We start from the raw sequence: 18,744 nt of genomic DNA, 5'->3' as shown, positions 1-18,744 counted from the left end.
TAAAAATTAAGCCCCGTTATCACGGGGCTCTTTGTTGGTTCCTAAATCGGTGATCGGCACGTATTGCGACTGGCGCATTGCCACATCGCCACCCGGCAATGGCGGGAGGTTGTCCGTTCGTCGCATCTCGTTGATAGTGCGTAGCCCTGCCTCTCCCATTGCCTTCATAAATGCAGCGCGGGATGCCGAATCGCCCCTCAGCAGGCCGTCGAGGTTGTGCTCAGCATGAATTCGGCCAACATCCTTAGCAGGAATAAGCCACCGCTGAATGCTGTTTTCCCAACGGGAGATATAGGGCTGCAGGGTGTACTGCAGGAAGCCGAGATTCTGCTGCTCGATGCCCGATCCCCAGCTCGTTGATTTCTCGACGTCGCCTACAAGGTGAGGCGGTACGCCAAAGAATCGCGCCAGTTCACTTACCTGAAATTTTCGGGACGCCATCATTTCGGCATCCTGCGGCGTTACGCCAATTGCCGATGTGGAAAAGCCCGCTTCCAGAATCCAGAGGCGTTTTTTAACCGGACCGCCGGCGATCTCTTTGAAGTTCTCTTCGACCTGCGAGCGCTGCTGTTCAGTCAGCACCTTTTCGCCGGTGGAGAGGATTTGCGGAGACTTGGCGCCGTTGGCAAAGAAATCTCGCTGCTGGTCCTCCATCGCAACTGCCACACCTGCCGATTTACAGGCAAAAGCAATTGGTGACAGGCCGACCAGCCCGGTGAATCCGAAGCCTTTAAGGTGAAAAATCTCTCTCTGCGAAAAGTCGGCGTATTCGCTGTCGCGTTGATAGCGATAAACCACTTTTTTTCCGACGAGTTTCACATCCATATTGGCAGACTGAAGCGGGAGAAGGCTGATCACGTCACCCGCGCTGTTGCGGTCCACCAGTGCATACGCGTTACCGTAGAAACAGAGCTGCATCGTCATGGCCTCCCTGAATTCCTGGGCTGTCATGTACTGATTCGGTGAGTAGCGCAGCAATCGCGCCAGCGGATTGCTCAAACCCACTTTTTTGCGGTTGTCATTCTGGTCGGTTTCGAAGACATCAAGCGGTAAGCATGCCGTGAGCGTTGAAATCAGGCTCACGCAGCGCCAAACCGTCGAAATTTGCAGTATCCGTTCATCGTTAATGGATGAATCGCCCAGGTGTCCGTGGGCCGAGACAGGCCCCGTCTGTGAGCCCTGATTTGGGGTGACTAAACGCCCGCCGACAAACCAGGACTGCAGCCTTGCCCACCAGCCGTTATTGGTTCGCAGGTCAATCGTGTATTTAGGTTCTTCCATCACATGCTCAGCGGTCGGAAAATGAAGTCATCGAAGTCACCACCCTGTTCGGTAACTTCCCCATTAGCAGCACCAACGGACATTGTCATTGCGACCATGCCATCAATACGGCCTGTTGCTTTGGACTTATCGAGCTTGCGGTTGCCAGCGGCATCTTTCACCACCACCGCATTCACAGCACACATCGTTAATACGGGGTGCATGCCATGCCTCACGCGCCCGTTAAGCATCAGAGACTCCAGCGTGTCTACAGCTGGCCCCATATCCTTAAAGCCCTGGCCGAACTCGACCAGCGGGAGGTTCAGCCCAATGGCATCGGCATCCTTCCTGAACTGGTCAATGCGCCAGCGGTCAAAAGCCATCGAGGTAAGGTCGAAATCACCGATAATTTCAGCGATATCCGCAACGACGAATGAGTAATCCACCGAAGCGCCTGGCGTGGTGCGCAGCAGCCCCTCCCTCACCCAAACGTCATAGGGTGCGCGGTCCGTTTTGGTTCGCTCTTCAAGAGTCTTTTGCGGTGTCCAGAAGAAGGGGAAAACATCCCAGACACCATCATCTGCTTCACCAGCTATAACCAGCGCCGTTAAGTCGTTCCTGGCTGACAGATCCAGCCCCGCGTACCACTTCCTCGGGGTGTTAATCGGCATCTCTCCGCAAAGCTCCCACACGCTGCGGGAAATAAACGGCGATACGGTAGAAACGCGCTGATTGAGGTTGAGGTTTCGGAAGGTGTTTTCGAAGCTTGGCATTCGGCCAGCTTTCTCAGCCTGGCGCGCCATGTCTTTTTCTGACCTGAATGTGCCCAGCGCCGGGTTCGCGGCCAGCCAGGACTCGCGTTTACTGATATCAGCGTCTTTTGGCGCTTCATAAACGTGGCACACGATGTGCGGGTCTTTCGATTTGACTGCATCATCAATCCAGATGCTCAGCAGGTCGGCGTCATTTGCTGCCTGCGTACTGATAACAACCAGCAGCGGGTTCTCATGCGCCCCCTGCGCGGTAGTTATTGCATCGATAAAATCATCCTGTGGTCCCCTTACCTGCCCGGTTTCATCAAGAATGGCCAGAATGGGGGAAAGGCCGTGCGTCGTCTTACCTTCTGCGGATAAAGCCTTGTATTCGACGTTACACGGCAAACCAATCAGCTTTTTGCCGCTTGGCGTAATGTGAACAATCTCCTGCAGCTTAGGGTTCAGGTTGACCATCTTCACCGCGAGGTTAAAAACGATGGCCGCCTGTTCCCGGCTGAGTGCACCGCTGACAATCTGCGTGTTCTGAACCGCTTCAGGACCCACCAGGTGAGCCAGCAGGATTCCAGCGATTAAGCCTGTTTTACCGTTTTTTCGGGCGATGCTGAGGATCGCCATATCCGTTCCGGCTGGATTGTCGTAAACCGCCAGGATGAAATCTTTCTGAAAGGGGTCCAACCGCATAGGCTGGCCGATAAGCTTGCCTTCCGGCACGATGCAAAAGCGCTCAATGAACGCTATTACACGCTCACCTCGCGTCATAGTCTTTTATCCGTGCTTGGGAAAGGCGATCAGGTTGTCGTCCTGGTCCTGATGCTCGGTTTTGGTATTTCGTGCATCACGATCATTCTGATTGCGTTTCTTCTGGTCGCGGCTTTCGCCGTTGGTTGCGTGGGAATGGATCTGGAGGTCACGGCGCTGAGCCAGAATAGTTCGCTGCAGCTCAACAATTTGCTTGCGGAGGTCTTTGATAAGCCCTTCTTCGCGGCCCTCTCCGCGTGTTCGCTCTTCTTTGCGTAAATCCTTACGTAAAACCGTGATATAGAGCTGGTTATTTGCCAGTTCTACAGCGGCCAGAAGGTCGGCCGGCGTCCAGCTGTCCAGAGCTTTCGATCTGATATTGTCATGCCAGAATGGTTCGGCTTTTTTTTCCAAACCTGCATGGGACGGAGGATCGATGGTGTCCACTGCTGCATTTTTCATGGCCTGAACCGCTGCCGCCGAACTGTCGGAACGGGTTCGTTTATCTGCCATATGTCAACACCTTAAAACTAAAAAAATCGGGTTAGCGTTAAAATCAAACTTTGGCGGCGGTCATTTGGGGCAAAGGTTTTGAAGATTTGCTCCCCCCCCTGCCCTTGATGGTATTCATTCTCATTTGATATCGTTGCATTTGAAATGATTTCACATGACAGGTAATCGACTTACCGCCGCCGCGCTATGCCGAATGTTTGTCTACCTGTTCGAGTTTCTGAGCGCCTTTCCCATGCTCGGGCCACACATGCCCTGAAAAGGTTAGCGTCGGCACGTTTTCTCCTACCGTGTGGGAGAACTGGATAGAGGTAACGGTCTTCATCGCTACGCCATCAATTGCCAGCTGAACAAACTTACCGTCACGATACTCGATGATGAGGTCTTTCATTGCGTGCTCCAGTGAGAAGCAGGATCTAGCGGGTAGCCATTGGCATCACAGCCTATTACCGCGCCGCTCTTCTCCATTCTCTGTTTGGTTGAGTCATGATGTGCTTTGCACAGTGGCTGCCAGTTCTCTTTACTCCAGAACAGGAGCTGTGCTTTCGATATGGCCAGCGTGTTACCTGACTTAAGCGCCTCTTTGAGTTTGTGGGGCTCGATATGGTCAACCACCGTTGCTGGGGTTATGCGTCCCTGCTGCTCGCACATCACACATAGTGGGTGCTGCTGCAGGAAACGCAGACGGGCTTTATCCCATCGGCTGCCATATACGCGGGGCTCTTTGTTCATGCCAGTCTCCATGCGCGGCGGCGTTCCGTCCTCGGCTCGTTGTCAGGGTGACGCTCAACCGTCGGCATGTCGGCATGATCCACCAGCGAGTAACACGGATAAATCACCCGGCCACCGAATGCCTCACCGACGGCGTAATCAGCTGCCAGCGTTTTATTCCAGGTGCTGAGCATGCGCCCCAGCCTGCCCTGAGGAGGGCTGTAACATACGCCGTGAATCAGTTTGCTTAATACGATGTGGTCACCACAGACGCGATCCGCATCCACCAGCATTCCGGCAATCTCTTTCTGATACTGCGGCGGTCGGCCAGTACCAAGATAAAAGCTCAGCATGTCGTCAGGGAAGCGCACCAGCCAGTCAGTTACCTTATCGGTGAAGCCCTGCACAGGAAGCGCGTCGTCTTCCAACACTACTACCCGGCAAGGTTGCTCAGCAGCCCATTCGATTGCACGACGATGATTCCAGTTCGCGCCGTGGTTACCGCCATCAATCAGCAAATGTGCGCCTATAGCAGAGGTCAGCGCCTCAGCCTGCTGCCGTCTGGCGTGATGACCGACCACCGCAAACTTAATCTCTTCAGCCACCAGCGAATCTCCAATAAGAAAAGCCGCACGATGGCGGCTACTGTCTGAATATCAGGGTGTTGATTATGTCTAGATTTAGGTATGTTAGGTGCTACCCAAACGCTACTTGGGTGCCCCTTAAAATAAAAAAGGATTAAGTATGTCTGACAATATCATGCAAGAAATCATGGAAAATTTGATTTATAAGGTCGATGCATTGAATTCAATTGTTGTTCAAATGCAAAACGTATTGACTCCTGAACAGCTTAATAAATTCCAAACCAATACAATTGAAACATGGAAATTGGTTGAAGAAAAAACACCTCATGAAGCAATTGAAACGGTACTTAAAACCAAGAAATTTGCATTTAAGTATTCTGGGATAAAAGAATAAACGTTGCAATTGCATCTTCGATGATGTTTTTTACAATTGGAGCAATTACATTCGAAGTTGCTCCATTCTTGAGATTATTCATAAATCACCCTTCCATTATTTATGTTGCCACCAAGCTGACTCTTTGCCTAAACCATCCGTTTTGAATACCGTATGAACCAGAGGGCCGGTGACCAGCCTGTCAGCGAACGACTGCGCGACAATACCGAACGCCAGCATGTCACCCACCGCGGCGCCAGCCTGTTCTTTCTTCCAGAAACGATAACTCTCGATCCGGTAGTAAAGACGGATGATGCCGTGAGCGAACGCCATTACATCAGCGCGGGTGCCACCCAGCAGACCAGCGTTAAGCATCACATCGCCGCGGTGCGCTTCAATGAATTCCTGATAGATACGCTCAGGATGATTCTGTTTCGCCCAGGAGTCGGCGTAGGTCTTCGGTTCAGAACCGACATACACCTTCCCGGGTTCCATTTCTTCCCACGGCGCGCGAAGCATTTCGACATCGGTACCATCAGTACACCAGACGAACCGGTATTCAGGGTGATCGCGCAGGTGCTGCCAGATATGCAGCCAGCGCCGGAAGTAGACATTCATCTTCACGTCAGGTACGAGATACAGCTCAACATCTGCCGGTGCCGTCAGTAATTCATCCACCAGCGCAATACGTCCACAATTCCGAAGCGAGGCCGCCCACCTGGTCAGCATGTCAGGTGAGGCCGTCATTTTCGTGCCGCGCTGAGGGTCAGGCTGGCTGGTCAGTAACGTAGTGATAACCACGTCGCGCTGACGTCGATATTCAACGTAATCGGTAAAGCCGGTATCACGCCGTTCGTTGTGGATTTTAACGTTACGTTCCACCAGCGCCTGTCGGTCTGGTTTCGGCACTGACCGCTCCACAGCCTCATGCTCATCGAGGGAATGAATCAGCTTTTCTGAACCGACGACATCAGCGTAAGCCCACGTAGTCAGTCCTGCGTTATGGATGCGCAGGGCAAGGTCGCTGTGTTCGTACATGCCGCGACCATAAACCGGATCGAATCCGCCCACTTTCTCGATGGCGCTGCGGTGGTAGTACAGCATCACACCGCGCTGCCCGGTGTAAGCCATATGCTGTTCGTCACGGTAAAGCACCGAAAGGTCATTCAGCTTGTTGCGGCCAGCCAGATCGAGAAACTGGTAAGCCAGATGTGGCTCGGGTGATTCGATGTAAGGAAGATGCCAGTTATCAGCGATAGGCCAGGCGTCATCATCCCATAAAAATAGATGCTCACACCCGGCATCCATCAGGGCTGACAGGCTGGCGTTCTTCGAAGCAACAATGCCGAGTGATGTTTCATGGCGAAGCAGCTGCACGCCGTCAGGCACCACTGCGGCAGGTTTAGAGCCGTCGTCGATAACCACCACCAGCGCACCGACAGGAAGATGTTTGGTGTGCTGCTCAATGGCGCGCTTTAGATCGTCCGCCCGGTTGTGGGTGGTAATCGCAATGCCAATCCGTGACGCTGAAACACAGGCAGGCAAATACGGGACACCATCAATAGTGACCTGCATAATTTTTCCCCGATTTACTTTCTATATTGATAACTTGTTAAGGTATTAGTTTTAAAACAAATGTAATCTGAGAAGGCAGGCGTACTTTTGCACGTTGATGGTTAACTGGAGAATAAAATGCAACAACAAAGCGCTATTGCAAGAAGACTTAGTGCAGCATTCACTGAGTTTGGCACTAAAGACTACGAAACCACCTTACTTCATCTCTTTCCTGCTTTAGATTCTACGGCGAAAAAAAGAAGACCAAAATCAGGGGTTGGAGACAGAATCCGTAAGTTTCTTGAAGATGATGAAGATCTTCTATCCTTTATCGCCCTTGGGTTATGTGTAACTAACATTGAAGCTGGTGGTAAAACCATACCTCAAGCAATTTATGAGTATGGTCGCTGCTCAATAGAACATGAGGGTGAACTTGACAAAAGGCTGACAATAACCGAAGAACAACAAATGCTATTAGGAGGCCAGTGGGTACTTCCAGTAGGATATATTTTTGGCATGATGATGTTAGTTTTAGTCGCGCCTGAGAACAAAGATGAAAAGTTTACCTCCGATTTTGGCATTATCGTGAGGGGTGTACAATTCAACGCTAATGAAAGTTGGGGTCAAATTTTGACGTGCAGAGAAAAAATTGGTCTCAATGCCATGAAACAAAGAATCTCTTCAAGTCGTCACAGTTAAAATATATTTATCATTTATCCCCAAATGTTGATTGCTGATTAATAAACCACTTTGGGGATAACTATTATCAAGCCCACCAGCAGGTGAGCTTTGTAATGGCTAGCCGTCAGAAAAAGAAACGCCGAGGTCGATAATGACTTTTTTCTGTTTCTCAATACGACGTTCCAGCTCTGCTACAGCATGAGGTCGGATTGCCTCTTCAAAGGCAGCATCCTGATATGCTGACTGGATAGTCACACCGAGACCACCTCCGCCAGCGATGAGATCGCGCTGTTTTTGCAGTTCTCGAATGTTTTCCCAGATGCTATAGGCATGACTTAAATCCTGAACTTTCATCTGTGGCTCTCTTTTGGGTGGGTATGGAAATATCCCCGCTATTGAATGTGAACACAGTAGCATCCGTCACTCCTGCTTCTGGCAGTTCGCCTGCCACGCTTTGTCATGCGCCAGGATGTCTTTCTTCGTCTGGCGGGCCATAACGTCTATGTCGTGATCAGTCAGGTAGATTGGCTTTACCCAGTCACAGGCAGTATCAACCACCACCGGGACGCTTCCACGTTTCGCGCAGCTCGCGATCAACATCGTCATCAGGCATATGGTTAACAGTCTGCTGTACATTGCTGGCCTCTTTCGTTGCTTCTACCCGACGTTCGGCTAATGCTTCAGTGGCAGCGGCCTTATCTTCGGCGCGCTGCTGGTCAGCTTTCTCTTCCGCTTTGCTGGTGCCGCGTGAATGACCAATGCCAAAAGCACCAGCGATAGCAGCCATTACCAGCGCAGCAATACCGACGATCGTTTCTAATCCCATCTCTAGCTCACACCAGTACCGTTTTGGCCTGACCGAAGCGAGCGCGACGATCTTCAAGTCCGTTCGTTCCGCCGTTGATAATCTTCGTCACCTGCAACAGGTCGCCGGAATACTTAAGGCAGCCCTTAGTTGTGAAGAACCACGCCGCGCTTCTTGCGGCATAAAGGTCTTTCGCTAAAAGTTCAGGCTCCTGTACAAGATCAACCTTGAGCCCATTGCCGCAATCACGGTAATTTTTGAGACCAGTAATCTGGATAAGGCCACGCCCACGGTATAACCATCCGTCACCCGGCGCATTGTTGCCGTTACGTTTGCTGTAGACCAGATTGGCAATGGCGCGCTGGCGTTCGATCGGTAATGTCCGTTCCTCAGGACGGCGGCCAAGCTCATTTGCCTGTTCTGCTGTGAGGCGTCCAGCGCGGATGAAATTAACCAGGCCAGCAATCCGATAGTTGAAACTCTCCACCAGCAAAGTAAAACCAGCTGATTCATGCCCTGTCTGAGCAATAAACATTGCCTGGTCTACCGGCCTGGTGATGCCGAACTCTTTCATTGCTTCGCTTACTGGCTGAAACCAGCGCGCGGCTAACTCGACGCTTAACCCAGCCGCCTTTTGAAATTGTGATTGGTTCATTAGTGCCTCAGTGCATCAACCAGGCGTGCTACGTTTCCCCGAGCCCAGAGAACGGCAGCACAGATCAGGACGTTGACCAGCACCACAAACCAGTGTGATTCATGGTACAAGCCGAACAGGTAACGGAAAGGGACGCTGGCGTATACCAGCACCGTAAAATAAGCCATCAGCGAAATCAGAGGGCGATGTCTCGCCCCGCCGCGCTGGTAGAACATCAGTGCAATAACGATAACAGCAGAGATAATTGCGTTTGCCATCGCACTCGGATCACTTGTTACCATTGCTGGCCCCTCCACCACGTAATCGTGAGAGAATTCCAAACAGGCTACCCAAATCCTGACTGTTGACGAACGTCAGCAGCTTAATCGCAATAGCGGCTACTATTACCGCGCCCAGCGCATCAAGTGGCCTGTCGCTATACCCCGTCCATTTAGAGAAGTAAGATCCAAGCAGTGGAGCGCCAATAACGCCGAAGATGAATGAGGTGATGAAATAGCCCACCAGCTTAAGGCGACTGATATTAACCGCCGTAGCGACGTAGAATACCGCACCGGCGAATGCGCCAAACACCACACCGTAATCGATGCCGGTTGCCAGGCCGAACATGCTGGCCCCCATGAGACCACCAGCCGCTACCGTAGTGCCAGAAACAGGATCGGACATTTAGCCCCCTCTTATTGCCGTGAGTCCTCTCATAACTGAGGGGAAATAAAAAAGGCCCGCCGAGGCGAGCCTTAAATTTTTTAGTTTAGAATTCAGTTCATACTACTGACCGTTTCATTCACGGGGAGGAGAGAGTTTAGCTTTAACTTTCAGAAACCATTTTGGAGGTTTAGATTTTGGTCGCCATAAAGCTCGTGCCTCTCTGCGTGCCCGCTCTTCTGTCATGCCAGGAATTTCCATCCATCTTTTATAGCTTCGGTGTTCAAAGAATCTATTTAATAAATATGAAAGCAGAGGAAGAATAAATTTGATTATGGTCGCGACAAAGACAAGGGTTGTCATTGCTGCAAAATGCTCTACCAACTTACCAGGAAGCGATGTTATGAATTCAAGCATTTTTCATCCAAAAAAACCCGCGGGTGGGGCGGGTTTATGTTTTGTTCTGTTGCTCAGTACGCTTTACTGTCCCGAGCCTAACACAATTTAAGCACTTTCTTGCTCACTCTGCAACTTATATCTGTCGCTATTTGTGCCGAACGCGTCACAAAGTGGTGCATACAGGATCGATTCGGCCAAACTTACCCATGTGTCAATTCGGCGGCGGCAGGTGATAAGGGTCCAGTCAGGATGTTTTGCATTAAGCTCGTTGGCCATCTGCAGCTTGCTCTTACGGAGTCGATGGCGGTCGACGATGACGCCATAAAGTGATCGGTAGTCGTCATTCATCAGTACGGAAGCAATAACACCATCCACCTTCAGACCTTCTTCATCCGAGCAGAACGCCAGGCCGCTTTTGTTTTTGCTGTCGAGGATTTCGCGCAGGTATGCTTCCAGCTCAGGTTTAGTGATGCCGGATTTCTTCATGCGGCGCAGCGCATCGTTGATTGCTGTCTTGGTGATTTTCCCGGATGCCAGTAGCTGGTTAAACATGTTGCCTCCTGATCCGCCACCGATATAAGACCAGCGGCCCCACATACGGAGCTTACCTTGTACCCAGATGCTTTCGAGAGTTCGAAGGCGAACCATCTCGCCGGATTTGCCAACTTCGGAAGGATTGATCATGTTGCGTCTCCACTTACGCCAGTGCGCCGATTGCCAGCGCACGATCTAAAAACCGAAACAACAGCGTTAACTGGTCGCCGTGCTTCGCTTCAAATGCCACAGGATCAGCGTGCAACTCATCGTGATGCGCTCTGCACAGCGGTATCACAAACAGGTCGTGCGCTTTGGTACCCATTCCACCCTGCCCGTGGCCTATCAGGTGGTGTGGGTCGTCTGCCGGGTTATTGCAGCAACTGCACTGCTGCGACTTAACCCAGCGGGTGTACGTCTCGTTCTCCCAGCGGCGGCGCTTTGGCCTCAGCATGAAAGATTCCGTTGATTCAGGGTCTACCTTAACGGAGACAACCTTCTTCACCTTCTCCTGGAGGATTTCAGTCGCCGGTAATGACGGAACAATGTCGCTTTCCCGCATCACTGAACTGTGCTTTTCTGGCTTAATCCTTAGGGCCTGGCTCGCCACTGATTCAGGAATCAAGTCAGCTAGATCGTTACGTACCATCCACCAGCAGAGCTCCGGCAGCGTCAGGGTGTGGTCTGCGCTAAAGCCCAGCATAATATTCACCCTTTCGAGTAGCCATTTTACCAGGTTCTGCATGGCAATTCCTGCCAGTCTTTCAGTGGTTTGTTCACGTAACTGGTTATCACAGCCCCAGCAAAGGCGAATGCTTCCGGGGGCATGACGCATCACCGTAAAGTCCTTTGAGTGCCATTCATTGTGGGGCCACTGACATTCGAATTTACGTTCCAGCCAGGCATCAAGACTGCTAAGCCCACCAGCACGCTGAATAATCCGCTCGTTCAGGAAAAGCTCCTGCATACTGACATCATCTGTCAGTGGCTGGTGCGCTTCAGGAATCAGGCCAGATGGCAGGTGCTGGATTGCTTCGGAAGGCGTTTCAATCACTACACGGCCACGACGAAACAGCCACAGCAATTCGTTACCTGGGCGGAACAGTACCACCCCGGACATTGGCGCAACTTCAGGTGTCAGTATGGCTCTCACGCAATTTGCCCCTTAGCGATATGTTCAGCCCAAAGGCCGCCGATCCAGCGAACACCCTTTGCTGTAAAGCGCGACTGATTGAATGCGTAGTTGGTCTGGTTGGTTGTGCCGGTCTTAACTTCAAAGCGCCCTGCTTCGATATGTTTGCTCTTCGGCGTAAGCACGCGGTTCAGGCGGTACATGATGCTGTTCTCAATGAGGAACATAGCGAACTCTGGTTCTTTGGCATTAAGAAGCTTGGCAACCTGCCGGAACGTCATTGAACCAGTGGCCTTGACATAGCGATCAACAAATTCTGCCTTTGGCGCTGCTATAGCCAGTTCTTCACTCAGGCGTTGCTTCTGTTCGGCAAGGTCAGCGGCCAGGCGGAGTGCTTCAGGAAGCGTTTGAGGTACCACCATCCCGGCCCCGCTCTCCAGTTCCTGCCAGCGGTCAACCAGACGGGCAGTAAACTCAGGGCAAAGCTGCGCGACGATTACGTAACTGTCTCGCTTGTTAACTTCGTAGTAATGGTAAACCTGCTGGTTCTGAGGGTGGGTGTACTGCATTGCAGCATACCCCCCAATTACGCCAGAGTTCATCAGTCGTTCGATGGTCACACACACATTGCTGTGGCGTGAGTCGACAAGTTTTGCAATCTCACGGCTGGACATCGTTATCTGCTGCCCCATCGCGGCGGCGGAGTTAGTCGGGCACATTACGGTGATATTCATCTGATTCATGCTCTTCTCCACTTATCAGGCGGCTGCACCCGCCAGAGGTTCATGTTTCTTGATCGATATCTCTACTCGTCCACCAGGTACTTTCGGACCCCACTCCACCAGCATTCTCTGCACCTGGCTGTCATCCTCCCAGATGCCAGCGTGCGTAAGCGCGTCAAACAGAGCCTTGTTGTAGTTGTCGATGTCGCGGCGGCGTTCGTCAGGTGGGTACAACATTATCTCGACGGCAGCCGGTACTGTTGAAGGCTTTGGAAGGAAGCGAAGCTGCTCGACGATCGCCACACAGGCAGCGCTTTGATATGCCCTGCCTTTGGCGCTGATAAGATGGCGGCCTTTTAACGGCCCCTTGTTCGGGGCTCGCCAGTAGGTGTTTACGCTCGGCGGGAACGGGAGCACCAGTTTCATAAAGTCACTCCCTGTTTTTTCAGCCATTCCACCGCGTTATCTCTGGCCATGTCTCCACCGGATAACAGGCCTTTAATGATCGCTACCGGATCAGCATCCCATTCTGTTTTGACGATAGTAATGCCCCTGGCAGCGCCAGGAGCAACGGAGATATACCCTTTTTTCTTGAGCGCCTTTACGTGCTCAGCAGCAGCGTTCGGTGATGCGCAGCCAATTAACCCGGCAAGCTCCAGCATCGTCGGCGGGAATCCAGTTCTTTCCTTGTAGAGCACTATGGCATCCAGCACTTCACTCTGACGCGACGTTAATTCAGTCATGCAACCTCCCCTTTAGCCCAGTCGATAGCGCAGACAACACCCGGTAACAAATGAACGGCTGGGCGCTCAGCCTGATTTCCCCAATGGTCCCAGCCAGGCGCAGCGCAGCGGCTGAAGAGTTCGATGCGAGGAACGTCACCGTAAAGTTTTTCCAGGCGGAAACGCGCCTCGGCTGGCTTCTGGCTGTGTTCGCCGAGTGGGCTGTAGATAACCTGCTTGATGCTGGCACACTGGCGTTCGAGCCCATTTCCCCTGGTGGCAATCAGCAGGTCTTCAGTATTGGCTCGGGTGTAGTTGCCGCCGTTCATGCGGGTCTGTGCGTTCAGCAGGTCGAGGAAATCGTAAAAGCCCTCTACTCCACCAGCCTGAAGCGCTTTGTTGATGTGCTGCTCCGCCAGCGGGTTGAACTTCACCCAGGTAAAGCCCTTCATCGTGCGGACCTTAAAGCCCCATGCTTCAGCCAGCTCAATGGCTTCGCGGGTATGCGTGCCGGTGAACCACATGGCCAGAACAGCATCCTCTGCAGCTAGGTCCCAAACAGGGAGGCGCTTCATGTCGATCAGCTTCATCGTGCCGTAGTGATTAGTAGCCGCGCCGTTGCTGACGGTGTTCCCGTATTCCCAGGCAGGGTCAGCGTAAATAAGTGAATATTTCATCATATTCTTCCCCTCAGATTTCTAAGGCCAACTGTGGAGTAAAGCGGTCTCGTACTGCGTCATACTTGAGAGCGCTTGCGCTGTTAAATGCCTCAATACGCTCAACGAGGACGGCGGCGCGGGTTTCTTTGCTGGCTGGCGCATAGGCTGATTTATCCCATGCCTTATCAATACCGATATTGCGTGCCACGTTTGTGCTGTCAGCTGATGAGAGCGGTATGTGAGTAAAAATGTCTTTATTCAGCATGCGAAGGCCATGGAGCTTGGTAATCGGATAGCCATTTGAATCGACAACGTGACGGATAAGGTCTCGCAATTTTGCCCGGCATGCGCGGGGACGCTTTGCATCGTATTCACCCATAGAACCAATGCAGACACGCGGAAACTCATGGCAGAGACGTATGAATCTCTCGTCAGGTTCGCTCATATGCCAGACAGGCGCACCGACGAATTTACCGTGCGGCCATTCAGCGATAAGCGCATCGTTCTCTTCGCTGGTGCCTCCGATAACATCAGGGATAACTGCAAATGAGAAACGAGGGTGATTCATCCACTCCTTGACGAATTCGTAATAGTCGAACCAGTTAACAGGCTGGCCCTTATCCCAGAAGCTGAACGCTCCGTTATCAAGTGCGAAAGATTGAGTTACCTCACTGGCAAGCTTAAGTTGCCCAGGGTTAGCGAAGCTGATGAACGCATGGCGACCTTTCCAGGCTTTCAGTGCGCACGTATCAGGCGTGATTGGTCCTCCGTGGAAGTGGATCATCAAACGTTCCTCGCTCGGCCAGCCAGACACCAATCATCGCCGGTGGTTTTAACCCTCGGCGCCATACTTAGGCAGCGCTTACGCTCCTTGAGAATTTTGGCTCGCTTAGTTTCGTTCTTTGATCGATTGAATGCTTCCATCAGAACGGTTGCGGCACGCAGGAACAGGCCTTTGTCGGAAAGTTCTTTAGCCTTATCCATCAATGCAACGACAGCAGGGTTTGGTATGGTTTCCTGCTTTGGCTCAGGAGCTATTTCAGCTTTTTCTACCGGGTAGCGCGGGACAATCGGCCCGATTGGACCAACCGGCGCTTTTGCGTAGTAACGGAAGTTGTGGCGTTCGCCTTTGCGCTCAGCGCGGTTAAGCATGACCAGGCGGCATACCGCACGCTGCACGCTGTGTAATTCGTACTCCGGCAGTGCTGCGGCGATCTCTTTGTTCGTCAGTCCAGGGTTATTGGCCACGAACAGCTGGATTGTTTTCAGAAAGCTCATTGAGTACCTCCGGAAACACGAAAACCTGAGTTGGCTGGAACGCTGTAATCAACGTTCTGAAAGTTGGCTTTAAAGTTAGGGTCAGAGCCACCGCTGAGTTGCCAGCGTCCTTTGACACACGCAGGCCTGCCGCGCTTTTGCCATTTCTGAGCCTTGTCAAAATACTCAACGCAATTTTCTGGTCCAAAGAGAGTGCTCGGGCGAAGGTAATCATCCATTTTTGGATCATCAGCCCATTTTGCTGTGAGGTAGTCCACCACAAGCATCAGGTCTTCAGCGCTGTAGTCCTCGGAAAGTCTTCCCCTGATATATCCTAAAACGGTTTTGTTGCGCCCCCCCTTCCCGTATGACGAACCAGTAACCTCGTTGAAGTGGGATAAGACACGAATTGCCGGATCGCTGTCGTCTGGTTGCGACGCAACCGGACAAGAAGGGGTTTTAATATCTGTAGTAATCTCTGTTGTATTCTCTGTAAGAACATCAGTGCAATTTGACCTGATGAGAGCGGTTCGTTTTGAACCGATGGAGCGTTCCACTTTGACCTCTTCCATCAGTTCATTTTGACCTGATGGAAGAGTGCATTTTGAACTCTTCGATTTGGTCACTTTGACCTCATCTAAAAGCTCGCTTTCATAGTTGATCGTGTAGTAGTTCGTCATGTCGCGCTGAGACTTGTTCAGTTGCTCAACTTTGAGCACGCCAAGGTTCTTCAGGCGGGTGAATGTGCGCTTCAGCGTAGACTCAGACCAGAATGGGAACTGCTCCAGCCACTGCTCGTTGGTGTTGTAAATCCAGCGCACGCCGTCACGCTCCAGTCCGGAGGTGGTTTCTTTAAGCCAGTAGTTAACCTGCTGCAACGCAATGGCCTCGTTCAGGCCAATGCTGTACGCAAGGTCAGGGTTTATCACTATCGGCCGGGATGGCATCAACAGGCTCATGGTCGTCCTTTAACTCTGTAAATTTACGCTGGAATTGCTCAAGAGGGCTGAAGCACTCATGATCGTACCCTTCGCGAAGGTATATAACGCGTCGAGTCTCGGGCTCCCACCTGATGACGTGGACGGTGATGCCTCTGTGGTCTCTGAATCGCCGGTCAACTTCAGCCATTCCTCACGCCCCTTCTCGTTCATCAGTGCAAATGCCTCTACCATCGCGTTCTCAGGCTGGTAGTTGTTCTGATCCGCCTGGTTGTTTAATCTCTCCACATAGCCGAACGGGGAATCTTTTCCCACCAGTGGAAGGCATCTGAATTGCTTCGCTGGTCTCAATCGGTTTAAACTGTTCATGCGTTAGTTTCTCCACTGAATACGACACGCCACGACGCCCGGAGCTGCACACTCGCGGGCGTCACTTTTTTTGGCTTTTCTTACGGCTAAATAGCGCGACAATCGCGCGGATCTCTTCTTCACGCGCTGCCAGATGACGGCGGTGATATTCATTGATTTCTTCAGCTTCATGACTTTCGATTACTCCATCTTCGAGAGCTCTCTGGATCACGGTATCAACACGTCCACGCGCTGCTGACGTTCTCATGGCACGATCAAACAGGTCGACACGATCAAGGTCTTCAAGTTGAGGAACGTCCACCAGCAGCGCACCACGACGACGGGCAAAGTAATCTGCCAGGAGGGACGTATTCGAGATGTCTTCCATGGCCTCCAGCTCGTTCACTTCAAAGAAGCGGCAGCCGTTCTTCTCGTACAGGTTGTTGTTGAACTGCGTTACTGACATGCCAAGAGCACCGGCCATAGCCTCGCGGCCTCCTGGGTACGTTTTGCACATCGCTTTAACTACTTCTTTCAGGCTTGGCTCTACCATGTTGTTTTTCCTTTGGTAGTTAATTTACAACTTAGAGTTGTGTATTGTTCTCAACTGTTGGCAACCCGTCATTTTGATTAGGGTAGATATCAGGTCGAAGCTGATGGGGTGTTACCGTCCAACCTCCCCACTGACACAACTGGATAACCCTTTCTGATGGCACTCTATTTTTGGCTATCCAATTAGCAACTGATTGAACTGATTGGAATTCGAATCTTCTTGATACTTCTGAAATTGATCCCACCGCCTTCACAGCTTTGGCGGTCACATTCTTAAAATGAGGTGTCATGTTGTCTCCTATAGTTAAGCACCAACCAATACTACTTATAGTAGCATTTATTCGCAACTTAAAATAGAAATGACAACTATGTCTTGTGCGCTTAATCTTCTACTTATGGTGGAAGATGCTAAATACAAAGACTTTGCCGACAGGCTAAATAAGTCTCTCCAAGAGAAATCTATTGGAGTAAAAGAATTGTCAGAGTTCAGTGGTGTCTCATACGAGATGGCGCGGCGCTATACTCTTGGCACAGCAAAGCCTAGAGACGAAAAGATGATTCGGATTGCTGAAAGGCTTGCGGTCTCCCCGGCTTACCTTGATTACGGAGTTCCAGTTAACGGTGGGGACCTGCCTCCACCGGGGACCGTAAGAATTGAGCAATTGGATGTTCATGCGTCAGCTGGTTCAGGTTTTATTAACCAACCTTTCCCAACGATAGTTAGTTCAATCGAGATCCCCGAAGAACGGATTTACGAATTATTCGGGCGAAGAACTCTCGATGGCATTGTCATGATCAACGTTGACGGCGATAGCATGATGCCCACGCTATGCCCAAAAGATTTATTGTTCATTGATAGCCGCATTGAACGGTTTAGCGGAGATGGCGTTTATGTTTTCAACTTTGAAGACAGCACTTTTGTTAAACGGCTTCAGAAGGTTAAGGGGAGACGTTTGGCAGTACTCTCTGATAACGAGCACTACCCTCCCTTCTTCATAGAAGAACATGAAATGAACGAAGTCTATATTTTTGGAAAGCTAATCAGATGTTTACCATTAAAAATGGTTGAATTTGGTTAAAGCGAACATGTTCACAACCGGCGAAAGCCGGTTTTTTTTCGCCTAAAATTCATGAGGATACCCCTACAAGCTACATAATATTCACTTTTTCTACTTTTTGTAGTTGATTTCATCTACTTAAAGTAGCTATATTTATTCCAACGACAGCGAACATTGTGAGTAAGCAACATGAGCGAGCAATCAAAGGGTGTAGTTAGCTTAAAGGCTGGATTCATTTATCAGAAGTTAGGGGCAACCGAAAAAGAGCCAGTTATCGACGCAAGTGGAATGTCTGATGAGCAGATCTTTGGATGGATGGAGAAAAAGGTTGAGGCAGTAAGGCGGCTTCAGAGTCTGGTTCTCACTAAAGCCGAAATTGAAAAACAATTATCTACCCTGAATGCACAAATTGAAGAGGCTACTGCGCAGAGTCGAATAGAAGTTTTTCGGCCAGATCAGGATCCCACTCATCATCGATAAAATCAGTAAAGGTAATTGGGTATCTCCCTGCAATCATTGTAGAAAAGTAGCTTTTAGCTTGACCCTCAAGAGATTCGAGTGATAGTTCATCATGAAGTGCGATAAAAACATCTGAAAGGCTCATCGCCCGAATCTCTGACAGTGGCCAGTTATATTTCTGAAGAAGTTTGTGGTGGAGAGCTTTAGCGCCGGGGAGTTTGTTAATCGTGGTCTCATGCTTATTGCGATGTGCAGCAAGCAATAAGTCGAGGACGCATAGTTGAACGGCGCGATTGGTTACTTTGGATAATTCGTTAGAGTCAACAAAACCGATGGTTTTGATTTCTCTGATTTTTGCAATGTGCTGCTCCGTTGCGGAGTATAGGTGACCAAATCCGTTAATCATGAGCATTACCCTTCTTGGTTGTGTGAGAACTCCAAGAATACCACCGAGCCTAATGTGGTGAAAAGACAGGCAGCAGTTGCAGTACGGCATATGGCACATGTGCCGCAGCGGTCCGGGGATTCCTTGCAAGACATATCCAGATCCAGCGGATAGCCGGAATGTGCAAGCCAGGCGAGTACGACAGCCAGAAACGCTTCACCAGCGTGGCGATCAGGTGTGACACCTCGGAACAGACGAGGATGCAACGATGAGAGCACTATCTGTGAATA

General features: G+C 50.9%; 30 protein-coding genes. 3 read left to right on the top strand and 27 right to left on the bottom strand.

What is annotated here, in order from left to right; translation table 11 throughout:
• Positions 1–6: 6 nt before the first annotated feature.
• The 6 genes from I6L58_RS21795 to I6L58_RS21770 form a co-directional block, all read right to left on the bottom strand.
• Positions 7–1,281 (bottom strand): phage portal protein, encoded by a 1,275-nt coding sequence (locus I6L58_RS21795; RefSeq protein WP_088208227.1) that lies wholly within the window; start codon positions 1,279–1,281, stop codon positions 7–9.
• Positions 1,281–2,795 carry a terminase large subunit gene (locus I6L58_RS21790; protein ID WP_061382651.1) on the bottom strand — a complete coding sequence of 505 codons (1,515 nt, stop codon included), beginning with the start codon at positions 2,793–2,795 and terminating at the stop codon, positions 1,281–1,283. The genes I6L58_RS21795 and I6L58_RS21790 overlap by 1 nt, the downstream gene beginning before the upstream one ends.
• 6 nt (positions 2,796–2,801) lie before the next feature.
• The gene (locus I6L58_RS21785; protein WP_045133819.1) at positions 2,802–3,287 is read right to left on the bottom strand and encodes a hypothetical protein; all 486 of its coding nucleotides are present in this window, start codon (positions 3,285–3,287) and stop codon (positions 2,802–2,804) included.
• A 184-nt stretch (positions 3,288–3,471) separates the two neighbouring features.
• Positions 3,472–3,675, bottom strand: coding sequence for a hypothetical protein (locus I6L58_RS21780; RefSeq protein WP_088208226.1), 204 nt, complete (start codon positions 3,673–3,675; stop codon positions 3,472–3,474).
• The gene (locus I6L58_RS21775) at positions 3,672–4,016 is read right to left on the bottom strand and encodes an HNH endonuclease signature motif containing protein (protein WP_088208225.1); all 345 of its coding nucleotides are present in this window, start codon (positions 4,014–4,016) and stop codon (positions 3,672–3,674) included. The genes I6L58_RS21780 and I6L58_RS21775 overlap by 4 nt, the downstream gene beginning before the upstream one ends.
• Positions 4,013–4,600, bottom strand: coding sequence for a hypothetical protein (locus I6L58_RS21770; RefSeq protein ID WP_379971522.1), 588 nt, complete (start codon positions 4,598–4,600; stop codon positions 4,013–4,015). Before I6L58_RS21770 ends, I6L58_RS21775 begins: the two co-directional genes overlap by 4 nt.
• 139 nt (positions 4,601–4,739) lie before the next feature.
• Between I6L58_RS21770 and I6L58_RS21765 the strand changes: the two genes are divergently transcribed.
• A complete protein-coding gene (locus tag I6L58_RS21765; protein ID WP_063843788.1) occupies positions 4,740–4,973 on the top strand; it encodes a hypothetical protein in 234 nt (77 codons plus the stop codon).
• Positions 4,974–5,069: 96 nt separating this feature from the next.
• Here I6L58_RS21765 and I6L58_RS21760 read toward each other — a convergent pair whose 3' ends face one another.
• Positions 5,070–6,527, bottom strand: a complete 1,458-nt coding sequence (locus I6L58_RS21760; protein WP_088208223.1) for a glycosyltransferase family 2 protein — start codon at positions 6,525–6,527, stop codon at positions 5,070–5,072.
• Positions 6,528–6,644: 117 nt separating this feature from the next.
• Between I6L58_RS21760 and I6L58_RS21755 the strand changes: the two genes are divergently transcribed.
• Positions 6,645–7,205, top strand: coding sequence for a hypothetical protein (locus tag I6L58_RS21755; RefSeq protein WP_088208222.1), 561 nt, complete (start codon positions 6,645–6,647; stop codon positions 7,203–7,205).
• Positions 7,206–7,304: 99 nt separating this feature from the next.
• Here I6L58_RS21755 and I6L58_RS21750 read toward each other — a convergent pair whose 3' ends face one another.
• The 19 genes from I6L58_RS21750 to I6L58_RS21660 form a co-directional block, all read right to left on the bottom strand.
• Positions 7,305–7,541, bottom strand: coding sequence for a hypothetical protein (locus I6L58_RS21750; protein WP_032671572.1), 237 nt, complete (start codon positions 7,539–7,541; stop codon positions 7,305–7,307).
• 66 nt (positions 7,542–7,607) lie between these two features.
• Positions 7,608–7,787: a hypothetical protein gene (locus I6L58_RS21745; RefSeq protein WP_176399425.1), complete on the bottom strand. Its 180-nt coding sequence runs from the start codon at positions 7,785–7,787 to the stop codon at positions 7,608–7,610.
• Positions 7,738–8,013, bottom strand: coding sequence for a hypothetical protein (locus I6L58_RS21740; RefSeq protein ID WP_088208220.1), 276 nt, complete (start codon positions 8,011–8,013; stop codon positions 7,738–7,740). Before I6L58_RS21740 ends, I6L58_RS21745 begins: the two co-directional genes overlap by 50 nt.
• Before the next feature lie 7 nt (positions 8,014–8,020).
• Positions 8,021–8,647: a glycoside hydrolase family 19 protein gene (locus tag I6L58_RS21735; RefSeq protein ID WP_088208219.1), complete on the bottom strand. Its 627-nt coding sequence runs from the start codon at positions 8,645–8,647 to the stop codon at positions 8,021–8,023.
• Entirely contained in the window at positions 8,647–8,928 is a 282-nt protein-coding gene (locus I6L58_RS21730; RefSeq protein WP_022648766.1) for a phage holin family protein, read from the bottom strand. The genes I6L58_RS21735 and I6L58_RS21730 overlap by 1 nt, the downstream gene beginning before the upstream one ends.
• On the bottom strand, positions 8,915–9,310 hold the full coding sequence (locus tag I6L58_RS21725; RefSeq protein WP_022648767.1) for a phage holin family protein: 396 nt from the start codon (positions 9,308–9,310) through the stop codon (positions 8,915–8,917). Before I6L58_RS21725 ends, I6L58_RS21730 begins: the two co-directional genes overlap by 14 nt.
• Positions 9,311–9,424: 114 nt before the next feature.
• Positions 9,425–9,706: a hypothetical protein gene (locus tag I6L58_RS21720; protein WP_088208218.1), complete on the bottom strand. Its 282-nt coding sequence runs from the start codon at positions 9,704–9,706 to the stop codon at positions 9,425–9,427.
• Positions 9,707–9,793: 87 nt separating this feature from the next.
• Positions 9,794–10,372, bottom strand: a complete 579-nt coding sequence (locus I6L58_RS21715; protein WP_088208217.1) for a DUF1133 family protein — start codon at positions 10,370–10,372, stop codon at positions 9,794–9,796.
• A gap of 13 nt (positions 10,373–10,385) precedes the next feature.
• Positions 10,386–11,375: a DUF968 domain-containing protein gene (locus tag I6L58_RS21710; RefSeq protein ID WP_088208216.1), complete on the bottom strand. Its 990-nt coding sequence runs from the start codon at positions 11,373–11,375 to the stop codon at positions 10,386–10,388.
• Positions 11,372–12,088 (bottom strand): phage antirepressor KilAC domain-containing protein, encoded by a 717-nt coding sequence (locus tag I6L58_RS21705; protein ID WP_368665565.1) that lies wholly within the window; start codon positions 12,086–12,088, stop codon positions 11,372–11,374. Before I6L58_RS21705 ends, I6L58_RS21710 begins: the two co-directional genes overlap by 4 nt.
• Before the next feature lie 24 nt (positions 12,089–12,112).
• On the bottom strand, positions 12,113–12,502 hold the full coding sequence (locus tag I6L58_RS21700) for a RusA family crossover junction endodeoxyribonuclease (RefSeq protein WP_088208214.1): 390 nt from the start codon (positions 12,500–12,502) through the stop codon (positions 12,113–12,115).
• Positions 12,499–12,819, bottom strand: coding sequence for a LexA family protein (locus I6L58_RS21695; RefSeq protein WP_088208213.1), 321 nt, complete (start codon positions 12,817–12,819; stop codon positions 12,499–12,501). The genes I6L58_RS21700 and I6L58_RS21695 overlap by 4 nt, the downstream gene beginning before the upstream one ends.
• Complete coding sequence (locus I6L58_RS21690) at positions 12,816–13,475, bottom strand: MT-A70 family methyltransferase (protein WP_088208403.1); 660 nt, start codon at positions 13,473–13,475, stop codon at positions 12,816–12,818. Before I6L58_RS21690 ends, I6L58_RS21695 begins: the two co-directional genes overlap by 4 nt.
• Before the next feature lie 13 nt (positions 13,476–13,488).
• Positions 13,489–14,241 carry a hypothetical protein gene (locus I6L58_RS21685; protein ID WP_088208212.1) on the bottom strand — a complete coding sequence of 251 codons (753 nt, stop codon included), beginning with the start codon at positions 14,239–14,241 and terminating at the stop codon, positions 13,489–13,491.
• Entirely contained in the window at positions 14,241–14,735 is a 495-nt protein-coding gene (locus I6L58_RS21680) for a hypothetical protein (protein ID WP_088208211.1), read from the bottom strand. The genes I6L58_RS21685 and I6L58_RS21680 overlap by 1 nt, the downstream gene beginning before the upstream one ends.
• Positions 14,732–15,673: a conserved phage C-terminal domain-containing protein gene (locus I6L58_RS21675; RefSeq protein WP_088208210.1), complete on the bottom strand. Its 942-nt coding sequence runs from the start codon at positions 15,671–15,673 to the stop codon at positions 14,732–14,734. Before I6L58_RS21675 ends, I6L58_RS21680 begins: the two co-directional genes overlap by 4 nt.
• The gene (locus I6L58_RS21670; protein WP_088208209.1) at positions 15,630–15,842 is read right to left on the bottom strand and encodes a DUF4222 domain-containing protein; all 213 of its coding nucleotides are present in this window, start codon (positions 15,840–15,842) and stop codon (positions 15,630–15,632) included. Before I6L58_RS21670 ends, I6L58_RS21675 begins: the two co-directional genes overlap by 44 nt.
• A 240-nt stretch (positions 15,843–16,082) precedes the next feature.
• Complete coding sequence (locus I6L58_RS21665; protein WP_088208208.1) at positions 16,083–16,553, bottom strand: YmfL family putative regulatory protein; 471 nt, start codon at positions 16,551–16,553, stop codon at positions 16,083–16,085.
• 31 nt (positions 16,554–16,584) lie between these two features.
• Positions 16,585–16,842: a transcriptional regulator gene (locus I6L58_RS21660; protein WP_072256056.1), complete on the bottom strand. Its 258-nt coding sequence runs from the start codon at positions 16,840–16,842 to the stop codon at positions 16,585–16,587.
• Between the two features lie 69 nt (positions 16,843–16,911).
• On the opposite strand from I6L58_RS21660, the gene I6L58_RS21655 reads away from it, so the two are divergent.
• Entirely contained in the window at positions 16,912–17,631 is a 720-nt protein-coding gene (locus I6L58_RS21655) for a LexA family transcriptional regulator (protein ID WP_049121624.1), read from the top strand.
• Between the two features lie 397 nt (positions 17,632–18,028).
• Here I6L58_RS21655 and I6L58_RS21650 read toward each other — a convergent pair whose 3' ends face one another.
• The gene (locus I6L58_RS21650; protein WP_161656808.1) at positions 18,029–18,475 is read right to left on the bottom strand and encodes an ECs1072 family phage-associated protein; all 447 of its coding nucleotides are present in this window, start codon (positions 18,473–18,475) and stop codon (positions 18,029–18,031) included.
• Positions 18,476–18,744: the final 269 nt, after the last annotated feature.

Source organism: Enterobacter cancerogenus, assembly GCF_019047785.1.
Taxonomy (GTDB): Bacteria; Pseudomonadota; Gammaproteobacteria; order Enterobacterales; family Enterobacteriaceae; genus Enterobacter; species Enterobacter cancerogenus.
Note: the sequence above shows the minus strand (reverse complement) of the source record. Positions and strands in the feature narration are given on the sequence as shown.